Annotated in this window: 17 protein-coding genes; 13 read left to right on the forward strand and 4 right to left on the reverse strand. The window is 72.0% G+C overall.

Annotation, left to right across the window (positions count from 1 at the left end; all coding sequences use genetic code 11):
• The first annotated feature begins 111 nt into the window (after nt 1–111).
• Entirely contained in the window at nt 112–1,521 is a 1,410-nt protein-coding gene (gene sthA / locus ACLJOU_RS23060) for a Si-specific NAD(P)(+) transhydrogenase (protein ID WP_410569797.1), read from the forward strand.
• 7 nt (nt 1,522–1,528) lie between these two features.
• Here sthA and ACLJOU_RS23065 read toward each other — a convergent pair whose 3' ends face one another.
• Nucleotides 1,529–1,852 carry a hypothetical protein gene (locus ACLJOU_RS23065; protein WP_410569799.1) on the reverse strand — a complete coding sequence of 108 codons (324 nt, stop codon included), beginning with the start codon at nt 1,850–1,852 and terminating at the stop codon, nt 1,529–1,531.
• 380 nt (nt 1,853–2,232) lie between these two features.
• Between ACLJOU_RS23065 and ACLJOU_RS23070 the strand changes: the two genes are divergently transcribed.
• From ACLJOU_RS23070 to ACLJOU_RS23095, 6 genes are all read left to right on the forward strand, one after another.
• Nucleotides 2,233–4,122 carry an intein-containing Rv2578c family radical SAM protein gene (locus tag ACLJOU_RS23070; RefSeq protein ID WP_410569801.1) on the forward strand — a complete coding sequence of 630 codons (1,890 nt, stop codon included), beginning with the start codon at nt 2,233–2,235 and terminating at the stop codon, nt 4,120–4,122.
• Nucleotides 4,123–4,312: 190 nt separating this feature from the next.
• Nucleotides 4,313–4,915: an organomercurial lyase gene (gene merB / locus ACLJOU_RS23075; RefSeq protein WP_410569802.1), complete on the forward strand. Its 603-nt coding sequence runs from the start codon at nt 4,313–4,315 to the stop codon at nt 4,913–4,915.
• A gap of 162 nt (nt 4,916–5,077) precedes the next feature.
• Complete coding sequence (aspS, locus tag ACLJOU_RS23080) at nt 5,078–6,853, forward strand: aspartate--tRNA ligase (protein WP_410569804.1); 1,776 nt, start codon at nt 5,078–5,080, stop codon at nt 6,851–6,853.
• Entirely contained in the window at nt 6,853–7,800 is a 948-nt protein-coding gene (locus tag ACLJOU_RS23085; RefSeq protein WP_410569805.1) for a DUF389 domain-containing protein, read from the forward strand. Before aspS ends, ACLJOU_RS23085 begins: the two co-directional genes overlap by 1 nt.
• Before the next feature lie 79 nt (nt 7,801–7,879).
• Nucleotides 7,880–9,061 (forward strand): phosphotransferase, encoded by a 1,182-nt coding sequence (locus ACLJOU_RS23090; protein WP_410569807.1) that lies wholly within the window; start codon nt 7,880–7,882, stop codon nt 9,059–9,061.
• A gap of 456 nt (nt 9,062–9,517) precedes the next feature.
• Complete coding sequence (locus ACLJOU_RS23095; protein ID WP_410569808.1) at nt 9,518–10,372, forward strand: SGNH/GDSL hydrolase family protein; 855 nt, start codon at nt 9,518–9,520, stop codon at nt 10,370–10,372.
• Here ACLJOU_RS23095 and ACLJOU_RS23100 read toward each other — a convergent pair.
• The 3 genes from ACLJOU_RS23100 to ACLJOU_RS23110 all read right to left on the reverse strand — a co-directional run bounded on the left by ACLJOU_RS23100 (nt 10,344) and on the right by ACLJOU_RS23110 (nt 13,066).
• Complete coding sequence (locus ACLJOU_RS23100; protein WP_410569809.1) at nt 10,344–11,072, reverse strand: metallophosphoesterase family protein; 729 nt, start codon at nt 11,070–11,072, stop codon at nt 10,344–10,346. The genes ACLJOU_RS23095 and ACLJOU_RS23100 overlap by 29 nt on opposite strands.
• Before the next feature lie 62 nt (nt 11,073–11,134).
• Nucleotides 11,135–12,340 carry a cytochrome P450 gene (locus ACLJOU_RS23105; RefSeq protein ID WP_410569810.1) on the reverse strand — a complete coding sequence of 402 codons (1,206 nt, stop codon included), beginning with the start codon at nt 12,338–12,340 and terminating at the stop codon, nt 11,135–11,137.
• 30 nt (nt 12,341–12,370) lie between these two features.
• Nucleotides 12,371–13,066: a TetR/AcrR family transcriptional regulator gene (locus tag ACLJOU_RS23110; protein ID WP_410569812.1), complete on the reverse strand. Its 696-nt coding sequence runs from the start codon at nt 13,064–13,066 to the stop codon at nt 12,371–12,373.
• 141 nt (nt 13,067–13,207) lie between these two features.
• Between ACLJOU_RS23110 and ACLJOU_RS23115 the strand changes: the two genes are divergently transcribed.
• The 6 genes from ACLJOU_RS23115 to alaS all read left to right on the forward strand — a co-directional run bounded on the left by ACLJOU_RS23115 (nt 13,208) and on the right by alaS (nt 19,538).
• On the forward strand, nt 13,208–14,584 hold the full coding sequence (locus ACLJOU_RS23115; protein WP_410569814.1) for a replication-associated recombination protein A: 1,377 nt from the start codon (nt 13,208–13,210) through the stop codon (nt 14,582–14,584).
• A gap of 141 nt (nt 14,585–14,725) precedes the next feature.
• Nucleotides 14,726–15,103 carry a VOC family protein gene (locus ACLJOU_RS23120; RefSeq protein ID WP_410569815.1) on the forward strand — a complete coding sequence of 126 codons (378 nt, stop codon included), beginning with the start codon at nt 14,726–14,728 and terminating at the stop codon, nt 15,101–15,103.
• 37 nt (nt 15,104–15,140) lie between these two features.
• Nucleotides 15,141–15,986, forward strand: coding sequence for an NAD(P)-dependent oxidoreductase (locus ACLJOU_RS23125; protein WP_410569817.1), 846 nt, complete (start codon nt 15,141–15,143; stop codon nt 15,984–15,986).
• A 129-nt stretch (nt 15,987–16,115) separates the two neighbouring features.
• Nucleotides 16,116–16,502 carry a DUF948 domain-containing protein gene (locus ACLJOU_RS23130; RefSeq protein ID WP_410569819.1) on the forward strand — a complete coding sequence of 129 codons (387 nt, stop codon included), beginning with the start codon at nt 16,116–16,118 and terminating at the stop codon, nt 16,500–16,502.
• Nucleotides 16,499–16,801 carry a hypothetical protein gene (locus ACLJOU_RS23135; protein WP_410569820.1) on the forward strand — a complete coding sequence of 101 codons (303 nt, stop codon included), beginning with the start codon at nt 16,499–16,501 and terminating at the stop codon, nt 16,799–16,801. The genes ACLJOU_RS23130 and ACLJOU_RS23135 overlap by 4 nt, the downstream gene beginning before the upstream one ends.
• 76 nt (nt 16,802–16,877) lie before the next feature.
• Entirely contained in the window at nt 16,878–19,538 is a 2,661-nt protein-coding gene (gene alaS / locus ACLJOU_RS23140) for an alanine--tRNA ligase (RefSeq protein WP_410569821.1), read from the forward strand.
• Nucleotides 19,539–19,564: the final 26 nt, after the last annotated feature.

The raw sequence follows: 19,564 nt of genomic DNA on the forward strand, positions 1-19,564 counted from the left end.
TGGGGCTGCCGGGGCCCGGGGCCTGCTCGGGCCGGTGTCCGGCGGGGTCGTGCGCGGATCTTCACCGGCTGGGGGTTGCGCCCGGGCCGTCGGGTGCGCAGGCTCGACGTCGTGAGCGAGCACGAGTACGACCTCATCGTCATCGGTTCGGGCCCCGGCGGGCAGAAGGCCGCGATCGCCGCGGCGAAGCTCGGCAAGAAGGTGGCGGTCGTCGACCGGCACGACATGGTCGGCGGGGTGTGCGTCAACACCGGCACCATCCCGTCCAAGACGCTGCGCGAAGCCGTGCTCTACCTGACCGGCATGAACCAGCGCGAGCTCTACGGCGCGAGCTACCGCGTCAAGCAGGACATCACCATCGCCGACCTGCTCGCCCGCACCCAGCACGTCGTCGGGCGCGAGGTCCAGGTCGTGCGCGCGCAGCTGATGCGCAACCACATCGACCTGGTCGACGGCACCGCCTCGTTCGCCGACCCGAACACCGTGCTGGTCGAAGGCCGCCACCGCGGCGACCGGCGGACGCTGTCGGCCGACCACGTCGTGATCGCCACCGGCACCCGGCCCGCGCGGCCCGCCCACGTCGACTTCGACGCCGCCCGCGTGCTCGACTCCGACGAGATCCTGCGGCTGGAGCAGATCCCGTCGTCCCTGGTCGTGGTGGGCGCCGGGGTGATCGGGATCGAGTACGCGTCGATGTTCGCCGCGCTGGGCTCCCGGGTCACCGTCGTCGAGCAGCGCGACCACATGCTCGACTTCTGCGACCCGGAGATCGTCGAGTCCCTCAAGTTCCAGCTGCGCGACCTCGGCGTCACCTTCCGCTTCGGCGAGAAGGTCGCGGACGTGGCGGTGTCCGACCACGCGACCATCACGACCCTGGTCAGCGGCAAGCGCATCCCGGCCGACGGCGTCATGTACTCCGCCGGCCGCCAGGGCATGACCGCCGAGCTCAACCTGGAGGCGGCGGGCCTGGCCGCGGACGAGCGCGGCCGGCTGGTGGTCGACGAGAACTACCGGACGGCGGTCCCGCACATCTACGCGGTCGGCGACGTGATCGGCTTCCCGGCCCTGGCGGCGACGTCGATGGACCAGGGCAGGCTCGCGGCGTACCACGCCTTCGGCGAGCCGGCGCACGAACTGGGCGCGCTGCAGCCGATCGGCATCTACACGATCCCGGAGATCTCGTACGTCGGCGCGACCGAGGCCCAGCTGACGTCGTCGTCGGTCCCGTACGAGGTCGGCATCGCCCGCTACCGCGAGCTGGCGCGCGGCCAGATCACCGGCGACAGCTACGGGATGCTCAAGCTCCTGGTGTCCACCACGGACCGCAAGCTCCTTGGCGTCCACGTGTTCGGCACGGGCGCGACCGACCTGGTCCACATCGGACAGGCGGTGATGGGGTGCGGGGGCACGGTCGACTACCTGGTGGACGCGGTGTTCAACTACCCGACCCTGTCGGAGGCGTACAAGGTGGCGGCCTTGGACGCGACCAACAAGATCCGGGCCTTGGAGCGCTTCTCCTGAGCCGGCTTCACCGCACCTGGGCGTTGGCGCTGACGAAGCTCCACCCGGCGCCGCAGGCCACCGTGGAGTGGTAGGGGTCGCCCTGCACCCGCCACGGGCCGTAGAAGTTCGAATAGTCGAAGCTGCCGCTGGGCGTCAGGTACCGGCAGTAGGCCACGGCCCGGAACTGCGTGCCGGACGCGGACGCGTAGCAGTAGGCCGTCGCGCCGTTGCCGGACTGGGAGGCGGTGCAGTACGCGGGAGCCGCGGCTGCGGGCGATGCCACGGCGATGGACAACCCGGCGGCCGTCAGCGTCGCGGCGAGCAGGATCTTCGCGGTCCGAGAGGTCATGGTCCCGCCTTTCGGTGGATGGCTGGGTCACTCCGCCCACGCCGGCCGGGAAGAGCCGGTTGAGGGGACGGCCGGAACGCCACCCGGTCGGCGCAGCCGGAGCGATGCCCGCGGAGGAGGACCGGCAGCCAGACCCCGCCCTGCATGCCGATCCGAAGCCCCACCACCGGCCGCATCCCGAAAACATTGCCCTCGGTGTCCTCCCAGTACGCAAGCCACCCCCTGGCGAGTCGGCAGCCCCCGTCGATGCCGTCACCTCGCCTGTGGTGATCATCCGGTACGGGACGTCCCGGGAGTCCCACCAACACCACCGGCACCACGTGATCCGCCTGTCCCGAACCGGTTTGACACCTGTCTAGAACATATGTTCGACTGGCGCCGTGCGATGGGATCGGCAGCGGACAGGGGAGGGTGAACCGGCACTGCCCGGGCTCGAGGGCCTGGTGCGATCGGTGCGGTCACCGGAATTCGACGGCGTCACCTTTCACGAGGTGCACGCGCGGTCGGTGCTGAACAAGGTGCCCGCCGGCTCCGGCGTGCCCTTCGGCTGGACCGTCAACCCCTACCGCGGCTGCTCGCACGCCTGCACCTACTGCCTCGAAGGCGGCACCCGGATCCTGATGGCCGACGGCCGGACGAAGGCGTTGTCGGACCTGAAGGTGGGGGACGCGATCTACGGCACCCGCGGCCACGGCGCGTCCCGGCGGCTGGTGCCGACCCGCGTCGAAGCGCACTGGACCACCCTGCGCGCCGCCTACCGGGTCACCCTCGAAGACGGCACCCGGCTCGTCGCCGGCGGGGATCACCGGTTCCTCACCAGCAAGGGCTGGAAGCACGTCACCGGCAGCAGGTTCGGCGCCGCGCAGCGGCCGCACCTGGAGCCCGGCACCGAGCTCATCGGCGTCGGCCGGTTCGCCCCGACGCCCGACGAGACGCTCGGGTACCGGGCCGGCTACCTCTGCGGGATGCTGCGCTCCGGCGGGTTCGCCGCGGAACCGGACGCCGCCGCGCGGGCGCTGGAGTACCTGCCGGACTTCGGGGCGTCGGTCGGGTTCCTCAAGGTGCCGCCGGAGCCGGACGCCCACTGGCAGCGCGGGTTCCTCGCCGGCGTCTTCGACATCGCCGGCGACTACGGCCGCGGTGTCCTCGCGGTGGCGCACGACGAACCCGAGATCGCCGAGGCCTTCACCGCCGCGCTCGCCCGCTTCGGGTTCGCCCACCAGCTGGACGAGGTGCCGAAGTTCCCGACACGGCAGGAGATCCGGCTGCTCGGCGGCGTCGGCGAGGTGCTGCGGTTCCTGCACGTGAGCAACCCGGCCGTGACGTGGAAGCGGTCGCTGGAAGGCGCGGTGATCGGCGCGAGCCGCCGCCGCGTGGAAGCGATCGAAGCCCTCGGCCTGCAGCTGCCGCTGTTCGACATCACCACCGGCACCGGCGACTTCGTGGCCGACGGCATGGTGTCGCACAACTGCTTCGCCCGGAACACCCACACCTACCTCGACTTCGACGCCGGCCACGACTTCGACACCCAGGTGGTCGTCAAGATCAACGCTCCGCAGGTGCTGGCCGCGCAGCTGAAGAAGCCGTCGTGGCAGCGCGAGCACGTCGCGATGGGCACCAACACCGACCCCTACCAGCGCGCCGAGGGCCGTTACCGGCTGATGCCCGGCATCATCACCGCGCTGGCCCGCTCCGGCACACCCCTTTCGGTGCTGACCAAGGGCACGGTCCTGGCGCGGGACCTGCCGCTGCTGAAGGACGTCGCCCGGGACGTGCCGGTGGGGCTCGCGGTGTCGATCGCGCTGCTCGACGAGGAGCTGCAGCACCGCCTCGAGCCCGGTACCCCGAGCCCGCGGGCGCGGCTGGAGCTCGTCCGCAAGGCGCGCGAAGCCGGCCTGCCGTGCTCGGTGCTCGTGGCGCCGGTGCTGCCGTGGCTGACCGACTCCGAGGAGGCACTGGACGCGCTGTTCGCCCGGCTCGCCGACGTCGGCGCCACGAGCGTCACGGCGTTCGCGCTGCACCTGCGGCCCGGGGCCCGGGAGTGGTTCGGCCGCTGGCTGGCGGGCACGCACCCGGAACTCGTGCCGCGGTACCGCGAGCTGTACGCGCGCGGCAGCTACGTCCGGAAGGCCTACCGGGAGGGGCTCGCGGAGCGCGTCGGACCGCTGCTGCGGCGGCACGGCCTGGACCGCAAGTCCGCGTTCGACGCCCGCGGGCCCGAGCTGCCCGCGGCCGCGGCCGCTCCCGCGGAGCAGCTGCGCCTGCTCTGAGGGCGCTCACCCCGACGCCGCGCGCCTGCTCGGCCGGTCCGCTGTGGATCACCCGGGTGACGCGCTGGGCCGTTCGGGTGTTCGCGGCCCGGTGTCTTCGGTTTGCAGCAAAATGTCCGATCGTGTCGTTGTCGGCCCGCCGCACCGGCGCCTAACGTCGAAGGGATCGATCGGCGAAAGGAGCCGGACGTTGACGACGTCGCAGACCGACCGTGTCGCGGCCGCCCGGCTCGCCTGGGCCGCTCTCAAGCTGACGCGGGCCGGCCGGCACCCGGTGGGGGTCGACCGGCTGGCCGCGACCGTCGGCGTCACCCCGGCCGAGGCCCGGCGGCTGGTCGAGCTGATCGGGTTCACGCTGCACCGCGACCTCGTCTCGACCGGCCCCGCGCCCCGCGGCGCCCACCACCGCCTCCAACCGGCCGAAGGCACCCTCGGTGCGGGCCCGGACGGCACGGTCGACATGTTCCTGCTGGCCATCGCGACCGGCGAGCGCGTCCACGCCGCGGCCGTCTGCCCGGTCACCGGGACGCACATCCGCATCGAGCTGGTGCCGCGGGGCATCCTCCTGGTCGACCCGCCGGCGGCGGTGGTCGCGGCCGTCGACCTCGGGTTCGGGCTCGACGGCGTCGACCCGGTGGCCTGCGCGGGGCAGCCGTTCTTCGCCTCCGCGTCCGCGGCCGCGAGCTGGCTGGTCGCGAACCCGGGCGGGCGCATCTACCAGGTGGCGGCCTACCTGGCCCAGGCCCACCGCCTGGTTTCGGCGCTCGAGGCCCGGCCCAAGTACGTCCTCTGACCACCGCGCGGTCGCCGGACGAGCCTGCCGGCGTCGTAAGGTGTGACGTCCGAGGCTTCCGCCCCGGGCCGGGGGCTTCGCCACCCGGACCCGCAAAGGCGTTGAGTGGTTCGTTAGCCTTCAAGCAGCAGGAACGACCCCTTCCGAAGGAGAGCAGTCGCAGTGCTCCGCACCCACCAAGCCGGCACCCTGCGTGCCGGGCAAGCCGGACAGACCGTCACCCTCACCGGATGGGTGGCCCGGCGGCGCGATCACGGCGGCGTCATCTTCATCGACCTCCGCGACGCCAGCGGGGTCGCCCAGGTCGTCTTCCGCGAAGGCGAGATGGCCGAGCGCGCGCACGCTCTCCGGTCGGAGTTCTGCGTGAAGATCGTCGGCGAGGTCGCGAAGCGGCCCGAGGGCAACGCCAACGCCGAGATCCCCACGGGTGAGATCGAGGTGCTCGCGACCGCGCTCGAGGTGCTGTCGGAGTCGGCGCCGCTGCCGTTCCCGATCGACGACCGCGTCGACGTCGGCGAAGAGGTCCGGCTCAAGCACCGCTACCTGGACCTGCGCCGCAGCGGCCCGGCCGCGGCCATGCGGCTGCGCAGCGAGGTCAGCCGCGCCGCGCGCGAGGTGCTGCACGCCCAGGACTTCGTCGAGATCGAGACCCCGACGATGACCCGCTCGACCCCCGAAGGCGCGCGCGACTTCCTGGTGCCCGCCCGGCTCAAGCCCGGCTCCTGGTACGCGCTGCCCCAGTCGCCGCAGCTGTTCAAGCAGCTGCTGATGGTCGGCGGCATGGAGCGGTACTACCAGATCGCGCGCTGCTACCGCGACGAAGACTTCCGCGCCGACCGGCAGCCCGAGTTCACCCAGCTCGACATCGAGATGAGCTTCGTCGAGCAGGACGACGTCATCAAGCTCGGCGAGGACATCGTCTCCGCGCTGTGGAAGCTGATCGGGCACGAGATCCCGCGGCCCATCCCGCGCATCACCTACCACGAGGCGATGGCCAAGTACGGCTCGGACAAGCCGGACCTGCGCTTCGACCTCGAGATCACCGACATGACGGAGTTCTTCGCCGACACGCCGTTCCGCGTGTTCCAGGCGCCGTACGTCGGTGCGGTCGTCATGGCCGGCGGCGCCGGCCAGCCCCGCCGCCAGCTCGACGCCTGGCAGGAGTGGGCGAAGCAGCGCGGCGCGAAGGGCCTCGCGTACATCCTCGTCAACGAAGACGGCACGCTCGGCGGGCCGGTCGCGAAGAACCTGTCCGAGCACGAGCGCGAGAACGTCGCCGCCGCGGCGGGCGCGAAGCCCGGCGACTGCATCTTCTTCTCCGCCGGCAAGGCGTCGAGCACGCAGCCGCTGCTGGGCGCCGCGCGCGACGAGATCGGCAAGCGGCTCGGCCTGATCGACGAGAACGCCTGGTCGTTCGTGTGGGTCGTCGACGCGCCGCTCTTCGCGCCGGTCGAGGACATCGGCGACGACGTCGCCGTCGGCTCCGGCAAGTGGACCGCGGTGCACCACGCCTTCACCTCGCCGACCCCGGAGTGGATCGACAAGTTCGAGCAGGACCCGGGCAACGCGCTGGCCTACGCCTACGACATCGTCTGCAACGGCAACGAGATCGGCGGCGGCTCGATCCGTATCCACCGCGGCGACGTCCAGAAGCGCGTCTTCTCCCTGATGGGCCTCGGCGAGGCGGAGGCGCAGGAGAAGTTCGGCTTCCTGCTCGACGCCTTCCAGTTCGGCCCGCCGCCGCACGGCGGCATCGCGTTCGGCTGGGACCGCATCGTCATGCTGCTGGCCAAGGCCGACTCGCTGCGTGACGTGATCGCGTTCCCGAAGACCGGCGGCGGCTACGACCCGCTGACCGCGGCGCCGGCGCCGATCACCGCGCAGCAGCGCAAGGAGGCCGGGATCGACGCGAAACCGGCCACCCCGCCGCAGAACTAGTGCTGCACCTGAGGGCCGTGTGCCCGCCGGACAAGACCGCCGAAGCGCTCGACGTCCTGCGGGCCCACGCCGGCACCGCGCACCTGGTCGTGCACCGCGGCGCCGCCGTGGAGCCCGCCGGTGACCTGGTCGAGGCGGACATCGCCCGCGAAGCGGCGGACGAGATCGTCGACGCGCTGTGCGGGCTCGACCTCGACCACACCGGCGGCATCACGCTCGAAGCGCTCGACACCGCGCTGTCCGACTCCGCCGACCGGGCGGAGGAGGCGGCGCCGGGCGAGGCGGCCGACGCCGTCGTCTGGCAGGAGCTCCTGAGCCGCACGGGCGAGGAGTCGCGGCTGAACGTGACGTTCCTGGCGTTCCTCACCATCGCCTGCCTGCTCGCCGCGGTCGGCGTGCTCACCGACTCGTCGGTGACGATCGTCGGCGCGATGGTCGTCGGGCCGGAGTTCGGGCCGCTGGCCGCGCTCGCCGTCGGCCTGGTGCTGCGGCACGGGCAGCTGATCCGGCAGGCCGCGACCGCCCTCGGCGCCGGCTTCCCGCTGGCCATGGTGGTCACCCTGGGCGGCGCGCTGCTCGTCCGCGCGACGGACGTCTTCGGTGAGAAGGCGTTCGAGCTGCAGCAGCACAACGAAGTCGACTTCGTGTTCTCCGTCGGGGCGCCGTCGCTGGTCGTGGCGATGCTCGCCGGCGCGGCGGGCATGCTCGCCATGACGTCGGCGAAGTCGGCCGCGCTGGTGGGCGTGTTCATCTCCGTGACGACGGTGCCGGCCGCGGGGTACGCGGTCGTCGCGGCCGTGGCGGGGGAGTGGAGCCGGTGCCTCCAGTCCGTCGGCCAGCTGCTGGTCAACCTTCTCGGAATCGTTGCAGCTGCGGCCATTGTGTTGATCGTGCGCCGGAATGGGCAACGTTCACGGGTGGGAACGCGTCCGCTTTCACGCGGGTGACTCGTCTTCGGGTGGGATGCCCTTTTTTGTCCGGATGTCAGTAGTCATGGTTGCTCAGTCACGAGTAGGGTCGGTGACAATGACAGTCGACACCTCCTCCACCGGCGACGCTGGAGTCGGGGCAGGAGCCGAGCAGCTCGCCATCGCCGCGGCGGTCGCGGCGGGCGAGTCCGTTCTCTCACGCCGGTTCGGCAGCGCGATCACCCTGGTCGCCCCGGAGGACCTGGCCGGGAGCGGGCCGGCCACGGTGGTCCGCGCGCGGGTGGTGTCGTCGTTCGCGTTGCCGCGCACGTTCGTCATCAAGCACTACCCGGACCGGCCGGAGTCCGGCGCCGACCCGTTCGCCCAGGAGGCGGTCAGCTACCAGCTGTTCACGGCGCTGGCCCCGGACGAGCGGATGTGCCCGGAGCTGGTGGCCCACGACGGCCGCGACCGCGTGCTGGTGCTGGAGGACCTCGGCCGCACGCCGACGCTGGAGGACAAGCTCTACGCCCGCGACTCCCGCGCGGCCGAGCGCGCCCTGCTGTCCTGGGCCCGCTCGCTGGGCCGCCTGCACGCGAGCACGGCCGGCCGCGAGGCGGACTTCAACGCCCTGCTGCGGCGCCTCGGCGGCCCGGCGAAGACCGGTTCCGACGGCGTCGACGAGCTGTGCGGGCGGGTGCCGTCGCTGATCCGCAAGCGCCTGGGCATCCCGGTGCCGGACGAGGTCCGCGCCCAGGTGGCGGCGGCCCTCGAGCAGTCCCGCGCGGCGGGTTTCCGGGCGTTCAGCCCGGTCGAGCTGAGCCCGGACAACAACCTGGTGACGGGCCAGGAGGTGCGGTTCCTGGACTTCGAGAACGGCTGCGTCCGCTCGGCCCTGGTCGACGCGGCCCACCTGCGGCTCCCGTTCGCGGGCTGGCCGGACGCACTCGCCCTCCCGGCGGGCATGAGCGAAGCGATGATCGCGGCCTGGCGCGCGGAGGTGGTCGGGGTGTGGCCGGCGTTCGCCGATGACGACGTCCTCGCGGGGCACCTGACGGCGAGCGAGCTGCTGCGGGTCTGGCTGATCACGGGCGAGGAGCTGGGCTCGCTGAACCTGGCCCGCCACGCACCACCGGTGAGCCGCGAGGCAGCGTTCGTGACGTGGTGGCGCGATCTGGCGAAGCACGCGGGGTATGTCCGGATGACGGCGGTCTCGGAGTTCGCGGCGCGCGTGGCGGCGGCGTTGGCGGCGCGGCTGGGGCCGCATGCCGACCTGGCGTTCTATCCGGCTTTTCGCTGAGGCTGCGCAAGCGGACGTGTGATGGCTGGCGGGATTGACTCTGCCGGGATTGACTCTGCCGGGGTTGTCCCGCCGGCCCGAACGCCGGATTGTTCAACGGCCGTCAGGCTGTGTCAAGGCGGGAAAGCGTGCCTTGACACAGCCTGACGGCCGCTGAGGCGGCTGCGTATCGGGTCGGCAGGGGGGTCTGGCCGGAACGTGGTCGTCTTCGGGAGGGGGTCTGCCGGGGTTTGGCAGAGGCGGGTTGTGCTGGGAGGGGGTCTGCCGGGGTTTGGCAGAAGCGAGTCGTCTTCGGGAGGGAGTCTGCCGGAGTATGCGGCGGCGGGAGTTCTGCCGGAGTTGGCGGAGAGCTGCGCGCCTTCGGAAGCCGCGCGGGCGTGAGGTGGGCGTCAAGAATTAGGCGCGGTGTCGTGACCGCGTTACCTCGACCTCACCGCCTGTGAGCCTGCGTGGCGGATGGTCGTCACCGTGACCGTGATGAGCGTCGATGTCACTCCCGAACTTCCCGAGCCCGGCCCGCGGCGGCCGCAGCTCGCCGCCGTTCCTCGGCTCCGCGCCCGCCGGCTCGTCGTGCTCGGTGATTCCACCGCCGTCGGGCTCGGGGATCCGCTTCCGCGGCGGGGTGGCTGGCGGGGCGTCGGCCCGCTGGTCGCCGCCGCGCTCGGGGTGGCCGCCGATGGCTACCTCAACCCCTCCTTCGCCGGGGCGCGGATGCAGTGCGTGCTCACCGAACAGGTGCCCGCCGCCCTCGCGCACCGGGCCGATGTCGCGCTGCTCGTCGCCGGCATGAACGACACCCTGCGGCCGGACTTCGACGCCGCCCGCGTCGCCGCCGACCTCACCGACGTCATCCGGCGGCTCAAAGACGCCGGGACCACCGTGGTGCCCGTCCGGTTCCACGACCACAGCAAGGTCTTCCGCCTCCCGCCGTCGCTCAAGCGCGCCCTCAGCGCCCGCGTTGCCGAACTCAACGCCGCCATCGACGAAGTCGTCGCCCGCGAAGGCGTCGCCTGCCTCGATCTCGCGCGGCTGCCCGGGGCCTACGACCTGGCTTCCTGGAGCGTCGACCGGTTGCACCCCTCCGAACTGGGCCACCGCATGCTCGCGAGCGGCTTCACCGGGCTGCTCGCCGACGCCGGGTTCGCCGTGCCGGAACCGGTGAGCCTCACCTGCAGCGGCGGGCTCCAGCCGAGCACCACCGGGCACGTGGGCTGGCTGGTGCTCAAGGGAATCCCGTGGCTCTGGCGCCGCGGCCGCGAATTCCTGCCCTACGCCGCCGTCATCATGTGGAAGTCGTTCCGCGGCCGCTGAACACCCGCAACGCTTCGACGTCGGACGCCGGGTGGCGGACGAAGCTGTCCGCCCACTCCTCGATGCCGGGGTAACCCGATCGCGAGGTGAGGAACCGGCAAGCCGCTTCGACGTCGTACTCCGTGCGCCGCAGCTCGACGCCCTCGCCCAGCAGGGCCCAGTGCGCACCCCTGGCGCCGTACGGCATCCCGACGCTGCCGGGGTTCACGACCAACCGCCGGTCGGCGAACCGGGCGAACTGCATGTGCGTGTGCCCGCAGACGACCGTCGACGCGGAAACGCCCTCCAGCACCTCCGCCCAGCGCTCCGGGGCGGAGTCGACCAGCACGATCTCGGTGTCGTTCCGCGGCGTGGCGTGGCAGAACAGCACGTCGTCCAACGTCACCGTGAGCGGCAGTGCGTCGAGCACCGGCAGGTCGGCCGGACGCAGCTGCCGCGCCGCCCACGGGAAGATCGGGTCCGGGACGAACGAACCGCCGGTGCGGGCCGACTCGGCCAGCTCCCGATCGGCGTTGCCGCGGACCCACACCGCGCGGTCGCCGAGCTCCTGCAGCCGCTCGAGGGTCTCGACCGGCATCGGCCCGGCCAGCAGGTCGCCCAGCAGCACGATCCGGTCCGCGGCCCGGACGTCCGGCTCCGCCAGGACCGCCGCCAGCGCCGGGAGCACCCCGTGGATGTCGGACAGCACGGCCACCTTCACCGCCCCACCATCGGACACGGGAAGCGCCCCGGGCGAGGGATTTCGCCCAGGGCGCAATCGGCCTACGCCGTCGTCAGCGGCAGTTCCCGCACCCCGGTCATGTTGGGGTTGGGCTGGAACTTCGGCGGCTCACCCGGGATCGCGCGCAGCACCGGGTAGCGGTCGAACAGGATGTCCAGCGCCACCCGGCCTTCCAGCCGCGCGAGCGGCGCGCCGATGCAGAAGTGGATGCCGCGGCCGAACGCCAGGTGCGGGTTCTCCGCGCGCAGCGGGTCGAACGTGCCCGGGTCGCGGAACACCCGCTCGTCCCGGTTGGCCGCCGCCACCCAGAGGAGCAGCATCTGGTCCGCCGGCACGGTCACGCCGCCGACCTCCGCCTCCCGCACGGTCGTGCGAGCCACCGCCGCGAACGGCGTGAGGTACCGCAGCGACTCCTCGATCGCCGGCGGCACGAGCGACCGGTCCGCGCGCACCCGCCGGTCCCACTCCGGGTGCGCGTCCAGGCACAGCACCGCGTTGCCGAGCAGCATCGTGGTGGTGATGTGGCCGGCCAGCAGCAGGACGTTCGCGAAGTCGACGACCTCCGAGCGGGACAGCCGTTCGCCGTCCAGCTCGGCCTCGACCAGCTTCGTCAGCAGGTCGTCCCGCGGCTGCTTCCGCCGCTCGTCGACGTGGCCGCCGAGGTAGTCGGTGAGCGCTTTCTGGCCTGCCAGGGACTTCCGGATCGCCGCGTCCTGCTGTTCGTCCTTCTTCACCAGCGAAACCTGGTCGGAAGAGTCGAACATCTTGTCCACCCAGCCCTTGAACAGGTGCCGGTCGGCCGCCGGGACGCCCAGCAGCTCGGCGATCACGATCACCGGTAGCGGGTAGGCCAGGCCGGCCACCAGTTCCAGGCGGTCGCCCGGCGGGATCGCGTCAAGCAGCTCGCGGGTGATCGCGGCGATCCTCGGCTCGAGGTCCGCCACCACCTTCGGCGTGAACGCGCGGCTGACGAGCTTGCGCATCTTGTTGTGCAGCGGCGGGTCCAGCTGCAGGATGCTGCCCGTCGTCATGTCCTGGCCGTCCGGTATCAGGTCCTTGGGCACGAGCCGCGTGGTGTCGGACGAGAACGTGCCCGGGTCGCGGAGGATCGCTTCGATCTCCGGGTGCCCGTAGACGTTCCACATCCCCAGCTCCGCGGCGAACTCGACCCGCTGTTCCGGCTGCTTCCCCCGCAGCCAGAACTGGGACTCGTGGAGTCCCCAGGTGTCGGCGAGTGTGGTGGTCATTTCCGCCCCTTTCCCCGGTGTGGCCCCGGCTCAGCCGGAGGCCGTGGTGGGATCGTGTGCGTAGATCCCCTTCCGGTAGCTCGAGACGAGCTCCTCGAGCGCCGAGCCCAGCTCCGCCGCCACCTCCGCGACCGCCGCGGGATCGGGCTCACCGGGCGGCTCGAACGCGGTGCGGATCAGGTGGGCGAGCACCTCCGCCTTCTCGTCGAGGGGAATGCCCTCGAATTCGCCCGAAAGCGTGTCGCCCAGGTAGAAGCCGAGGGTCGAAGCGCTGAGCGCGTAGCTCAGGTGCGGCACGTCCGAGCGGATCAGCCCGTGCCGCAGCATCGCCTCCTCGAAGTGCGCGCGCAGCTCGTCCTGCTTCTTGTGCAGGTCGAGGTCGCCGAGCGCGCCGAACATTTCGGCGTTGCCGCGCAGCATCGCCATCACGAGCGGACGGCGGTGCGTGAGCAGGAACGACCCGGGGATCATCCGGTGCGGCAGGATCATCGCCGGATCGGCCTCGATCCCGGCCAGCACCGCGTCGGTGAGGTCGGCCGACTCGCGCATCAACAGCGCCTTGAACAGCAGTTCCTTGTTGCGCCAGTGCAGGTAGACGGTGCCCTTGCCGATGCCGACCGCGCGGGCGATGTCGTCCACGGCGACCTTCCGGTAGCCCATGCGCAGCAGCAGCTCGCCCGCCGCGTCCAGGATCCGGTCGGCGCGTTCGCGGTTGGGATGGCTCATGCGGCTCCACCTGCGGGTTCATTGAGGGTTTGACTGGTTGACCGAGATCGCAAATCTGGTCAACCAGTCATCACGACGGTAGCGCCGGGGCAGGGACCGGGGCAAGTGGTTCTGTCGGTGGGGTCGGTTAACGTCATCGGTGTGGCACAGGACGAGCTCTTCACCGTGAACGCCGACATCGCGCCGCCGCCGGAGCGCACGGGGGCGAACGCGGGCGTGGAACCGCAGGCGGACCCGGCGAGTTCGCCGCTGGCCGTGCGGATGCGGCCGCGTTCGCTCGACGAGGTCGTCGGCCAGCAGCACCTGCTGCGTGAAGGGGCGCCGCTGCGGCGGCTGGTCGAAGGGGCCGCGCCGGCGTCGGTGCTGCTCTACGGCCCGCCCGGCACGGGCAAGACGACGCTGGCCAACCTGGTGTCGATCGCGACCGGGCGCCGGTTCGTCGCGATGTCCGCGCTCTCGGCGGGCGTCAAGGAAGTGCGCGGCGTCATCGAGGAGGCGCGGCGGCGGCGCCAGTACAACGCCGAGAACACCGTGCTGTTCATCGACGAGGTGCACCGGTTCTCCAAGACCCAGCAGGACGCGCTGCTCGGTGCGGTCGAGGACCGCACGGTGCTGCTCGTCGCGGCGACGACCGAGAACCCGTCGTTCGCCGTCGTGTCCCCGCTGCTGTCGCGGTCGCTGGTGCTGCAGCTGCGGCCGCTGACCGACGCGGACATCACGGAGCTGATCGAGCGCGCGCTCGCCGACGAGCGCGGCCTGGGCGGCGAGCTGACGCTGACCGAGGACGCGCGGGCCCACCTCGTCCGGCTCGCGGGCGGGGACGCGCGCCGCGCGCTCACCGCACTGGAAGCGGCGGCGGACGCGGCGTCGGCCACCGAGGCGAAGACCATCGACCTGGCCACCGTCGAGTCCACTGTGGACAAGGCCGCGGTGCGCTACGACCGCGACGGCGACCAGCACTACGACGTCATCAGCGCGTTCATCAAGTCGATCCGCGGGTCCGATGTGGACGCCGCGCTGCACTACCTGGCCCGGATGATCGAGGCGGGGGAGGACCCGCGCTTCCTCGCCCGGCGGCTGGTCGTGCACGCCAGCGAGGACATCGGGATGGCCGACCCGACGGCGCTGCAGTCGGCGGTCGCGGCCGCGCACGCGGTCCAGTTCATCGGCATGCCGGAGGGCAGGCTGGCGCTCGCGCAGGCGACCGTGCACCTGGCGACGGCGCCGAAGTCCAACGCGGTGGTCAAGGGCATCGACGCGGCGCTGGCGGACGTCCGCGCGGGCCTGGCCGGCACGGTGCCGCCGCACCTGCGGGACGGGCACTACGCGGGAGCGAAGAAGCTGGGCAACGCGCAGGGCTACCGGTACCCGCACGACGTGCCGGAGGGCGTGCTGGCGCAGCAGTACCCGCCGGACGAACTGGTCGGCCGCGACTACTACGAGCCCAGCCAGCGCGGGGCCGAGCGGACGCTCGCCGAGCGCGTCCCCAAGCTGCGGCGGACGATCCGCGGGCAGTGACCGGCCTCGGGGCCGGGCCCCGGTCGAACGCCGTTCGCCCGGAGTGCGGCCCGGGGCGGGCAAGATCATCGGAGTTCGTAAACTTCCCCCTTCGAGGCGGCCCGGACAGGGGAGGGCCCCACGACGGCAGGAGGCGTGCCCGTGCCCGCGACGCTGCAGTGCATCGTCCTGGACTGTCCGGAACCGCTGGTGCTCGCCCGCTTCTACCAGGCTCTGCTCGGCGGCGAGGTGGATCGCCCCGACCCCCGGTGGCGGGTGGACGAGGACTGGTCGACGCTGCACGTGAACGGGACGGTGCTGGGCTTCCAGCGGGCACCGGACCACCGGCCGCCGAGCTGGCCCGACCCGACCTTCCCGCAGCAGTTCCACCTCGACTTCGAGGTCGACGACTTCCGGGAGTCGCACCACGTCGTCCTGGCGCACGGCGGCCGGCTGCTCGACCCCGACCTCGGCGGCCGCGGCTGGCGCGTCTACGCCGATCCGGCGGGCCACCCGTTCTGCCTGCTGGGCGACTACTGAGCGCGCGGCCGCGGCGGGGCTGCGTCACGATGGCGGCATGACTGTCGCGTTTCTCGGAACCGGGATCATGGGCGCCCCGATGGCGGCCAACATCGCCAAGGCGGGCCTCGACGTACGGGTCTGGAACCGGACCCGGGCGAAGGCCGAGCCCCTGTCGGAGATCGCCGGGGTCGCCGATTCGCCGTCCGCCGCGGCCGAGGGCGCGGACGTCCTCGTGACGATGCTCGCCGACGGCCCCGCGGTCGCTTCGGCCTTCGAGGCCGCTTCGCCTGCTTCGGGGACGTTGTGGCTGCAGATGAGCACGGTCGGTCTCGAGTGGACCGACCGCCTCGCCGCGCTGGCGGAGAAGGCGGGGGTGGTGTTCGTCGACGCGCCGGTGCTCGGCACGCGCCGGCCCGCGGAACAGGCCCAGTTGCTGGTCCTGGGCTCGGGCCCGGAGGAGTCCCGGCCGGCGGCGACGCCGGTGTTCGACGCGGTCGGCATGCGCACGGTCTGGCTGGGCCCGGCCGGCCGGGGCAGCCGGCTGAAGCTGGTGATGAACGCGTGGGTGCTGGCCCTGACGAACGCGACGGCGGAGAGCCTCGGCCTGGCCCGCGCACTCGGCCTCGATCCGCAGCTGTTCCTGGAGACGATCAAGGGCGGCGGCCTGGACGTCGGCTACGCGCACGCGAAGGGCGGCGCGATGCTGGCGGGCGAGTTCCCGCCGTCGTTCCCCGCGGGCCTGGCGGCGAAGGACGCCCGCCTGGTGGTGGAAGCCGCGGGCGACGACGTCGACGTGGCGGGGGCGAAGGCGGTCCTGGCCCACTTGGAGGCGGCGGTCGAGGCCGGGCACGGCGACGAGGACATGGCCGCGCTCTACCGGGCAGTGCTGAAAGGTTCCTGACCCGCCCGCCCCGAGCGCCCGAAGGCCCCATGGGGGCGCTCGGGGCGGCCGCGGCGGGGTGACACGGTCGGGGACCCGGCCAGGCGGTAACCTCAGGCGGCATCCCGACCCCTGAACCGAGGAGGGCCCGTGTCGGCAGGGCAGATCGCCGCGTTGATCGCCGCAGGAGCATTCGTGGTGCTGGTCGTCCTGCTGGCGATCCCGCTGATCAAGCTCGGCAAGACGCTGGACGCGGCCACCGAGGCGATCGAGCGCACCAACAGCAACACCGATCCGCTGCTGATCGGCGCGAACGAGACGATCACGCACGTCAACACCCAGCTCGAGCGGGTCGACGGGATCACCGCGAACGCGCAGGCGGTCACCGGCAACGTCTCCGCGCTGGCGTCGGTGTTCACCGCGACCCTGGGCGGCCCGCTGGTCAAGACCGCGGCGCTGTCCTACGGGCTGTCCAAGGCGGTCAAGGCGCGCAAGAAGAAGAGCGCACTGAAGGCCGCCAGGAAGGCCGGGAAATGAAGCGGCTGTTCTGGCTCGGCGTCGGCGTCGTCACCGGCGTCGTGCTCTCCCGCAAGGCCGCCGAAACCGCTCGTCAGGCCACTCCGGCCGGGTTAGCATTGAACCTGGGGGACGCCGTGCGCGAGCTGGCGGGCGCCGTGGGTTCGTTCGGTGCGGAGGTGCGCGCGGGCATGAACGAGCGGGAGCAGGAGTTGCACGACATGGTCGAGGAGCGGGCGGGCGTCACGGCGCCCCGCGCCGAGGGACGGCACGCCGCCGCCCGGCGCCCGGTCCGGCGAGCTCGCCGGGCGGAGGGCTGATCCGGGCCTGCCCGGAACCCCTCCGCCGGAGCCGAGCCGCCGACCCGTTCTGCACCACCAGCACAAGGACTGACCCGTGGACACACACGAAATCACCGATCGTTTCCTGCGCCATTTCGAAGGCCGGGGCCACACGCGCGTGCCCAGCGCGCCGCTGATCCTCGACGACCCGAACCTGCTGTTCGTCAACGCCGGCATGGTCCAGTTCAAGCCGTACTTCCTCGGTGAGGCGCCGCCGCCGTACCCGCGCGCGACCTCCGTGCAGAAGTGCGTGCGCACGCCGGACATCGACGAGGTCGGCAAGACCACCCGGCACAACACGTTCTTCCAGATGGCCGGCAACTTCTCCTTCGGCGACTACTTCAAGGAAGGCGCCATCGAGGCAGCCTGGGAGCTGATCACCAAGCCCCAGAGCGAAGGCGGCTTCGGCCTCGACCCGGACCGCATCTGGGCGACCGTCTACAACGACGACTCCGAAGCGGCCGGCCTCTGGCGCAAGCTCACCGGCCTGCCCGGCGAGCGCATCCAGGCCCGCGACGGCAAGGACAACTACTGGGACATGGGCGTGCCCGGTCCCGGCGGCCCGTGCTCGGAGATCTACTACGACCGCGGCCCGGCGTACGGCCGCGAAGGCGGCCCGGTCGCCGACGAGGACCGCTACATCGAGATCTGGAACCTCGTCTTCATGCAGGACGTCCGCGGCGATCTGAGCCCCAAGCTCGGGCACCCGCCGATCGGCGAGCTGCCGAAGAAGAACATCGACACCGGCATGGGCGTCGAGCGCGTCGCGACGATCCTGCAGGGCGTCGAGAACGTCTACGAAACCGACCTCGTGCGCCCAGTGATCGGCCGCGCGGAGGAGTTCTCCGGCCGCCGCTACGGCAGCAACCACGCCGACGACGTCCGCTTCCGCGTCATCGCCGACCACGCCCGCACCGGCGTCATGCTGATCGGCGACGGCGTCACCCCGGGCAACGACGGCCGCGGCTACGTGCTGCGCCGCCTCCTGCGCCGCATCATCCGCTCCTCGCGCCTGCTGGGCGTGCACGAGCCGGTGCTGCAGGCGTTCGCGGCGGTCGTCCGCGACACGATGGGCCCGACCTACCCCGAGCTCGTCTCCGGGTTCGACCGGATCAACGAGGTCGTCCGGATCGAGGAGGAGGCCTTCCTCTCGACCCTGACGAGTGGTTCGCGCATCTTCGACCTCGCGGCCGAGGAAACCAAGCGCGGCGGCGGGGACGTGCTGGCCGGGGACAAGGCGTTCCAGCTGCACGACACCTACGGCTTCCCGATCGACCTCACCCTCGAAATGGCGGCCGAGCAGGGCCTGACCGTCGACGAAGAGGGCTTCCGCACGCTCATGGACGAGCAGCGCAAGCGCGCGAAGGCGGACGCGGCGGCCCGCAAGACCGGCCACGGCGACCTCTCGGAGTACCGCAAGGTCCTGGAGCAGCACGGCGAGACCGAGTTCCTCGGCTACACCGACCTGCAGGCCGAGGCCAAGGTCGTCGCCCTGCTCGAGGACGGCCGGCCGGTCCGCAGCGTCTCGGCGGGCAAGAAGGCGGAGCTGGTCCTGGACCGGACGCCGTTCTACGCCGAAAGCGGTGGCCAGGTCGCCGACACCGGCGTGCTGCTCGGCGACGGCGTCGAGCTGAAGGTGCTGGACGTCCAGAAGATCGTGCCCGGCCTGTACGTGCACCGCGTCGAGGTCGTCGACGGCGAGGTCGGTCTGGACTCCAAGGTCACCGGCTCGGTCGACGCGCACCGCCGGTTGTCCATCGAGCGCTCGCACTCCGCCACGCACCTCGTGCACGCGGCCGTCCGCGGCGCGTACGGCAAGCGCGCGGCGCAGGCGGGGTCGCTGAACTCCCCGGGCCGCATGCGGTTCGACTTCACCACCCCGGGTTCGGTGTCGTCCGACGTGCTGACCGAGGTCGAGCAGGAGGTCAACGACTACCTCCAGACCAACGTCGAGGTGCAGAGCTACACCACGACCAAGGACAAGGCCCTCGAGCTGGGCGCGGTCGCGCTGTTCGGCGAGAAGTACGGCAACGACGTCCGCGTGGTCGACATGGGCGACTACTCCCGCGAGCTCTGCGGTGGCACGCACGTCGACCGGATCGGCCAGCTCGGCCTGGTCAAGCTGGTCTCCGACGCCTCCATCGGCTCGGGGGTGCACCGCGTCGAGGCGCTCGTCGGCACCGACGCGCTGAAGTACGTCCGCAAGGAGCAGCTGCTGGTCTCCCAGCTGGCGAACACCTTCAAGGTGCCGTCGGACCAGCTGCCGGGCCGCATCGACGACGTCCTCACCCGGCTCAAGAACGCCGAGAAGGAGATCGCGCAGCTGAAGACCCAGCAGGTGCTGGGCTCGGCGGGCGCGCTGGTGGACAAGGCGCAGGAGATCGGCGGCGTGACCGTGGTGGCCGAGGTCGTCCCGGACGTCGACGGCAACGGCCTGCGCGCGCTCGCCTCCGACATCCGCGGCCGGCTCGGCGCGCGGCCCGGCGTGGTGGCCCTGTTCTCCCCGGCCGGGGAGAAGCTGAGCTTCGTCGTCGCGACGACCAAGGCGGCCCAGGACAAGGGCATCGCCGCGGGCAAGCTCGTGCCGTCGTTCGCCGAGAAGATCGGCGGCCGGGGCGGCGGCAAGCCCGACATGGCCCAGGGCGGTGGCACCAACCCGGCCGGCGCGGCCGACGCGGTCACGGCCCTGCGCTCGGCGATTGCCGGCATTGGTTAACCGCGGAAACCGCGGCCCGGACCGTC

Source organism: Amycolatopsis sp. cmx-4-61 (assembly GCF_046548775.1).
Taxonomy (GTDB): Bacteria; Actinomycetota; Actinomycetes; order Mycobacteriales; family Pseudonocardiaceae; genus Amycolatopsis.

Coding starts and splice junctions, on each gene's coding strand:
- ACLJOU_RS23065 (WP_410569799.1), bottom strand. CDS start 1,852: ATGACCTCTCGGACCGCGAAGATCCTGCTCGCCGCGACGCTGACGGCC.
- ACLJOU_RS23090 (WP_410569807.1), top strand. CDS start 7,880: ATGACAGTCGACACCTCCTCCACCGGCGACGCTGGAGTCGGGGCAGGA.
- ACLJOU_RS23095 (WP_410569808.1), top strand. CDS start 9,518: ATGGTCGTCACCGTGACCGTGATGAGCGTCGATGTCACTCCCGAACTT.
- ACLJOU_RS23105 (WP_410569810.1), bottom strand. CDS start 12,340: ATGACCACCACACTCGCCGACACCTGGGGACTCCACGAGTCCCAGTTC.
- ACLJOU_RS23110 (WP_410569812.1), bottom strand. CDS start 13,066: ATGAGCCATCCCAACCGCGAACGCGCCGACCGGATCCTGGACGCGGCG.
- ACLJOU_RS23125 (WP_410569817.1), top strand. CDS start 15,141: ATGACTGTCGCGTTTCTCGGAACCGGGATCATGGGCGCCCCGATGGCG.
- ACLJOU_RS23135 (WP_410569820.1), top strand. CDS start 16,499: ATGAAGCGGCTGTTCTGGCTCGGCGTCGGCGTCGTCACCGGCGTCGTG.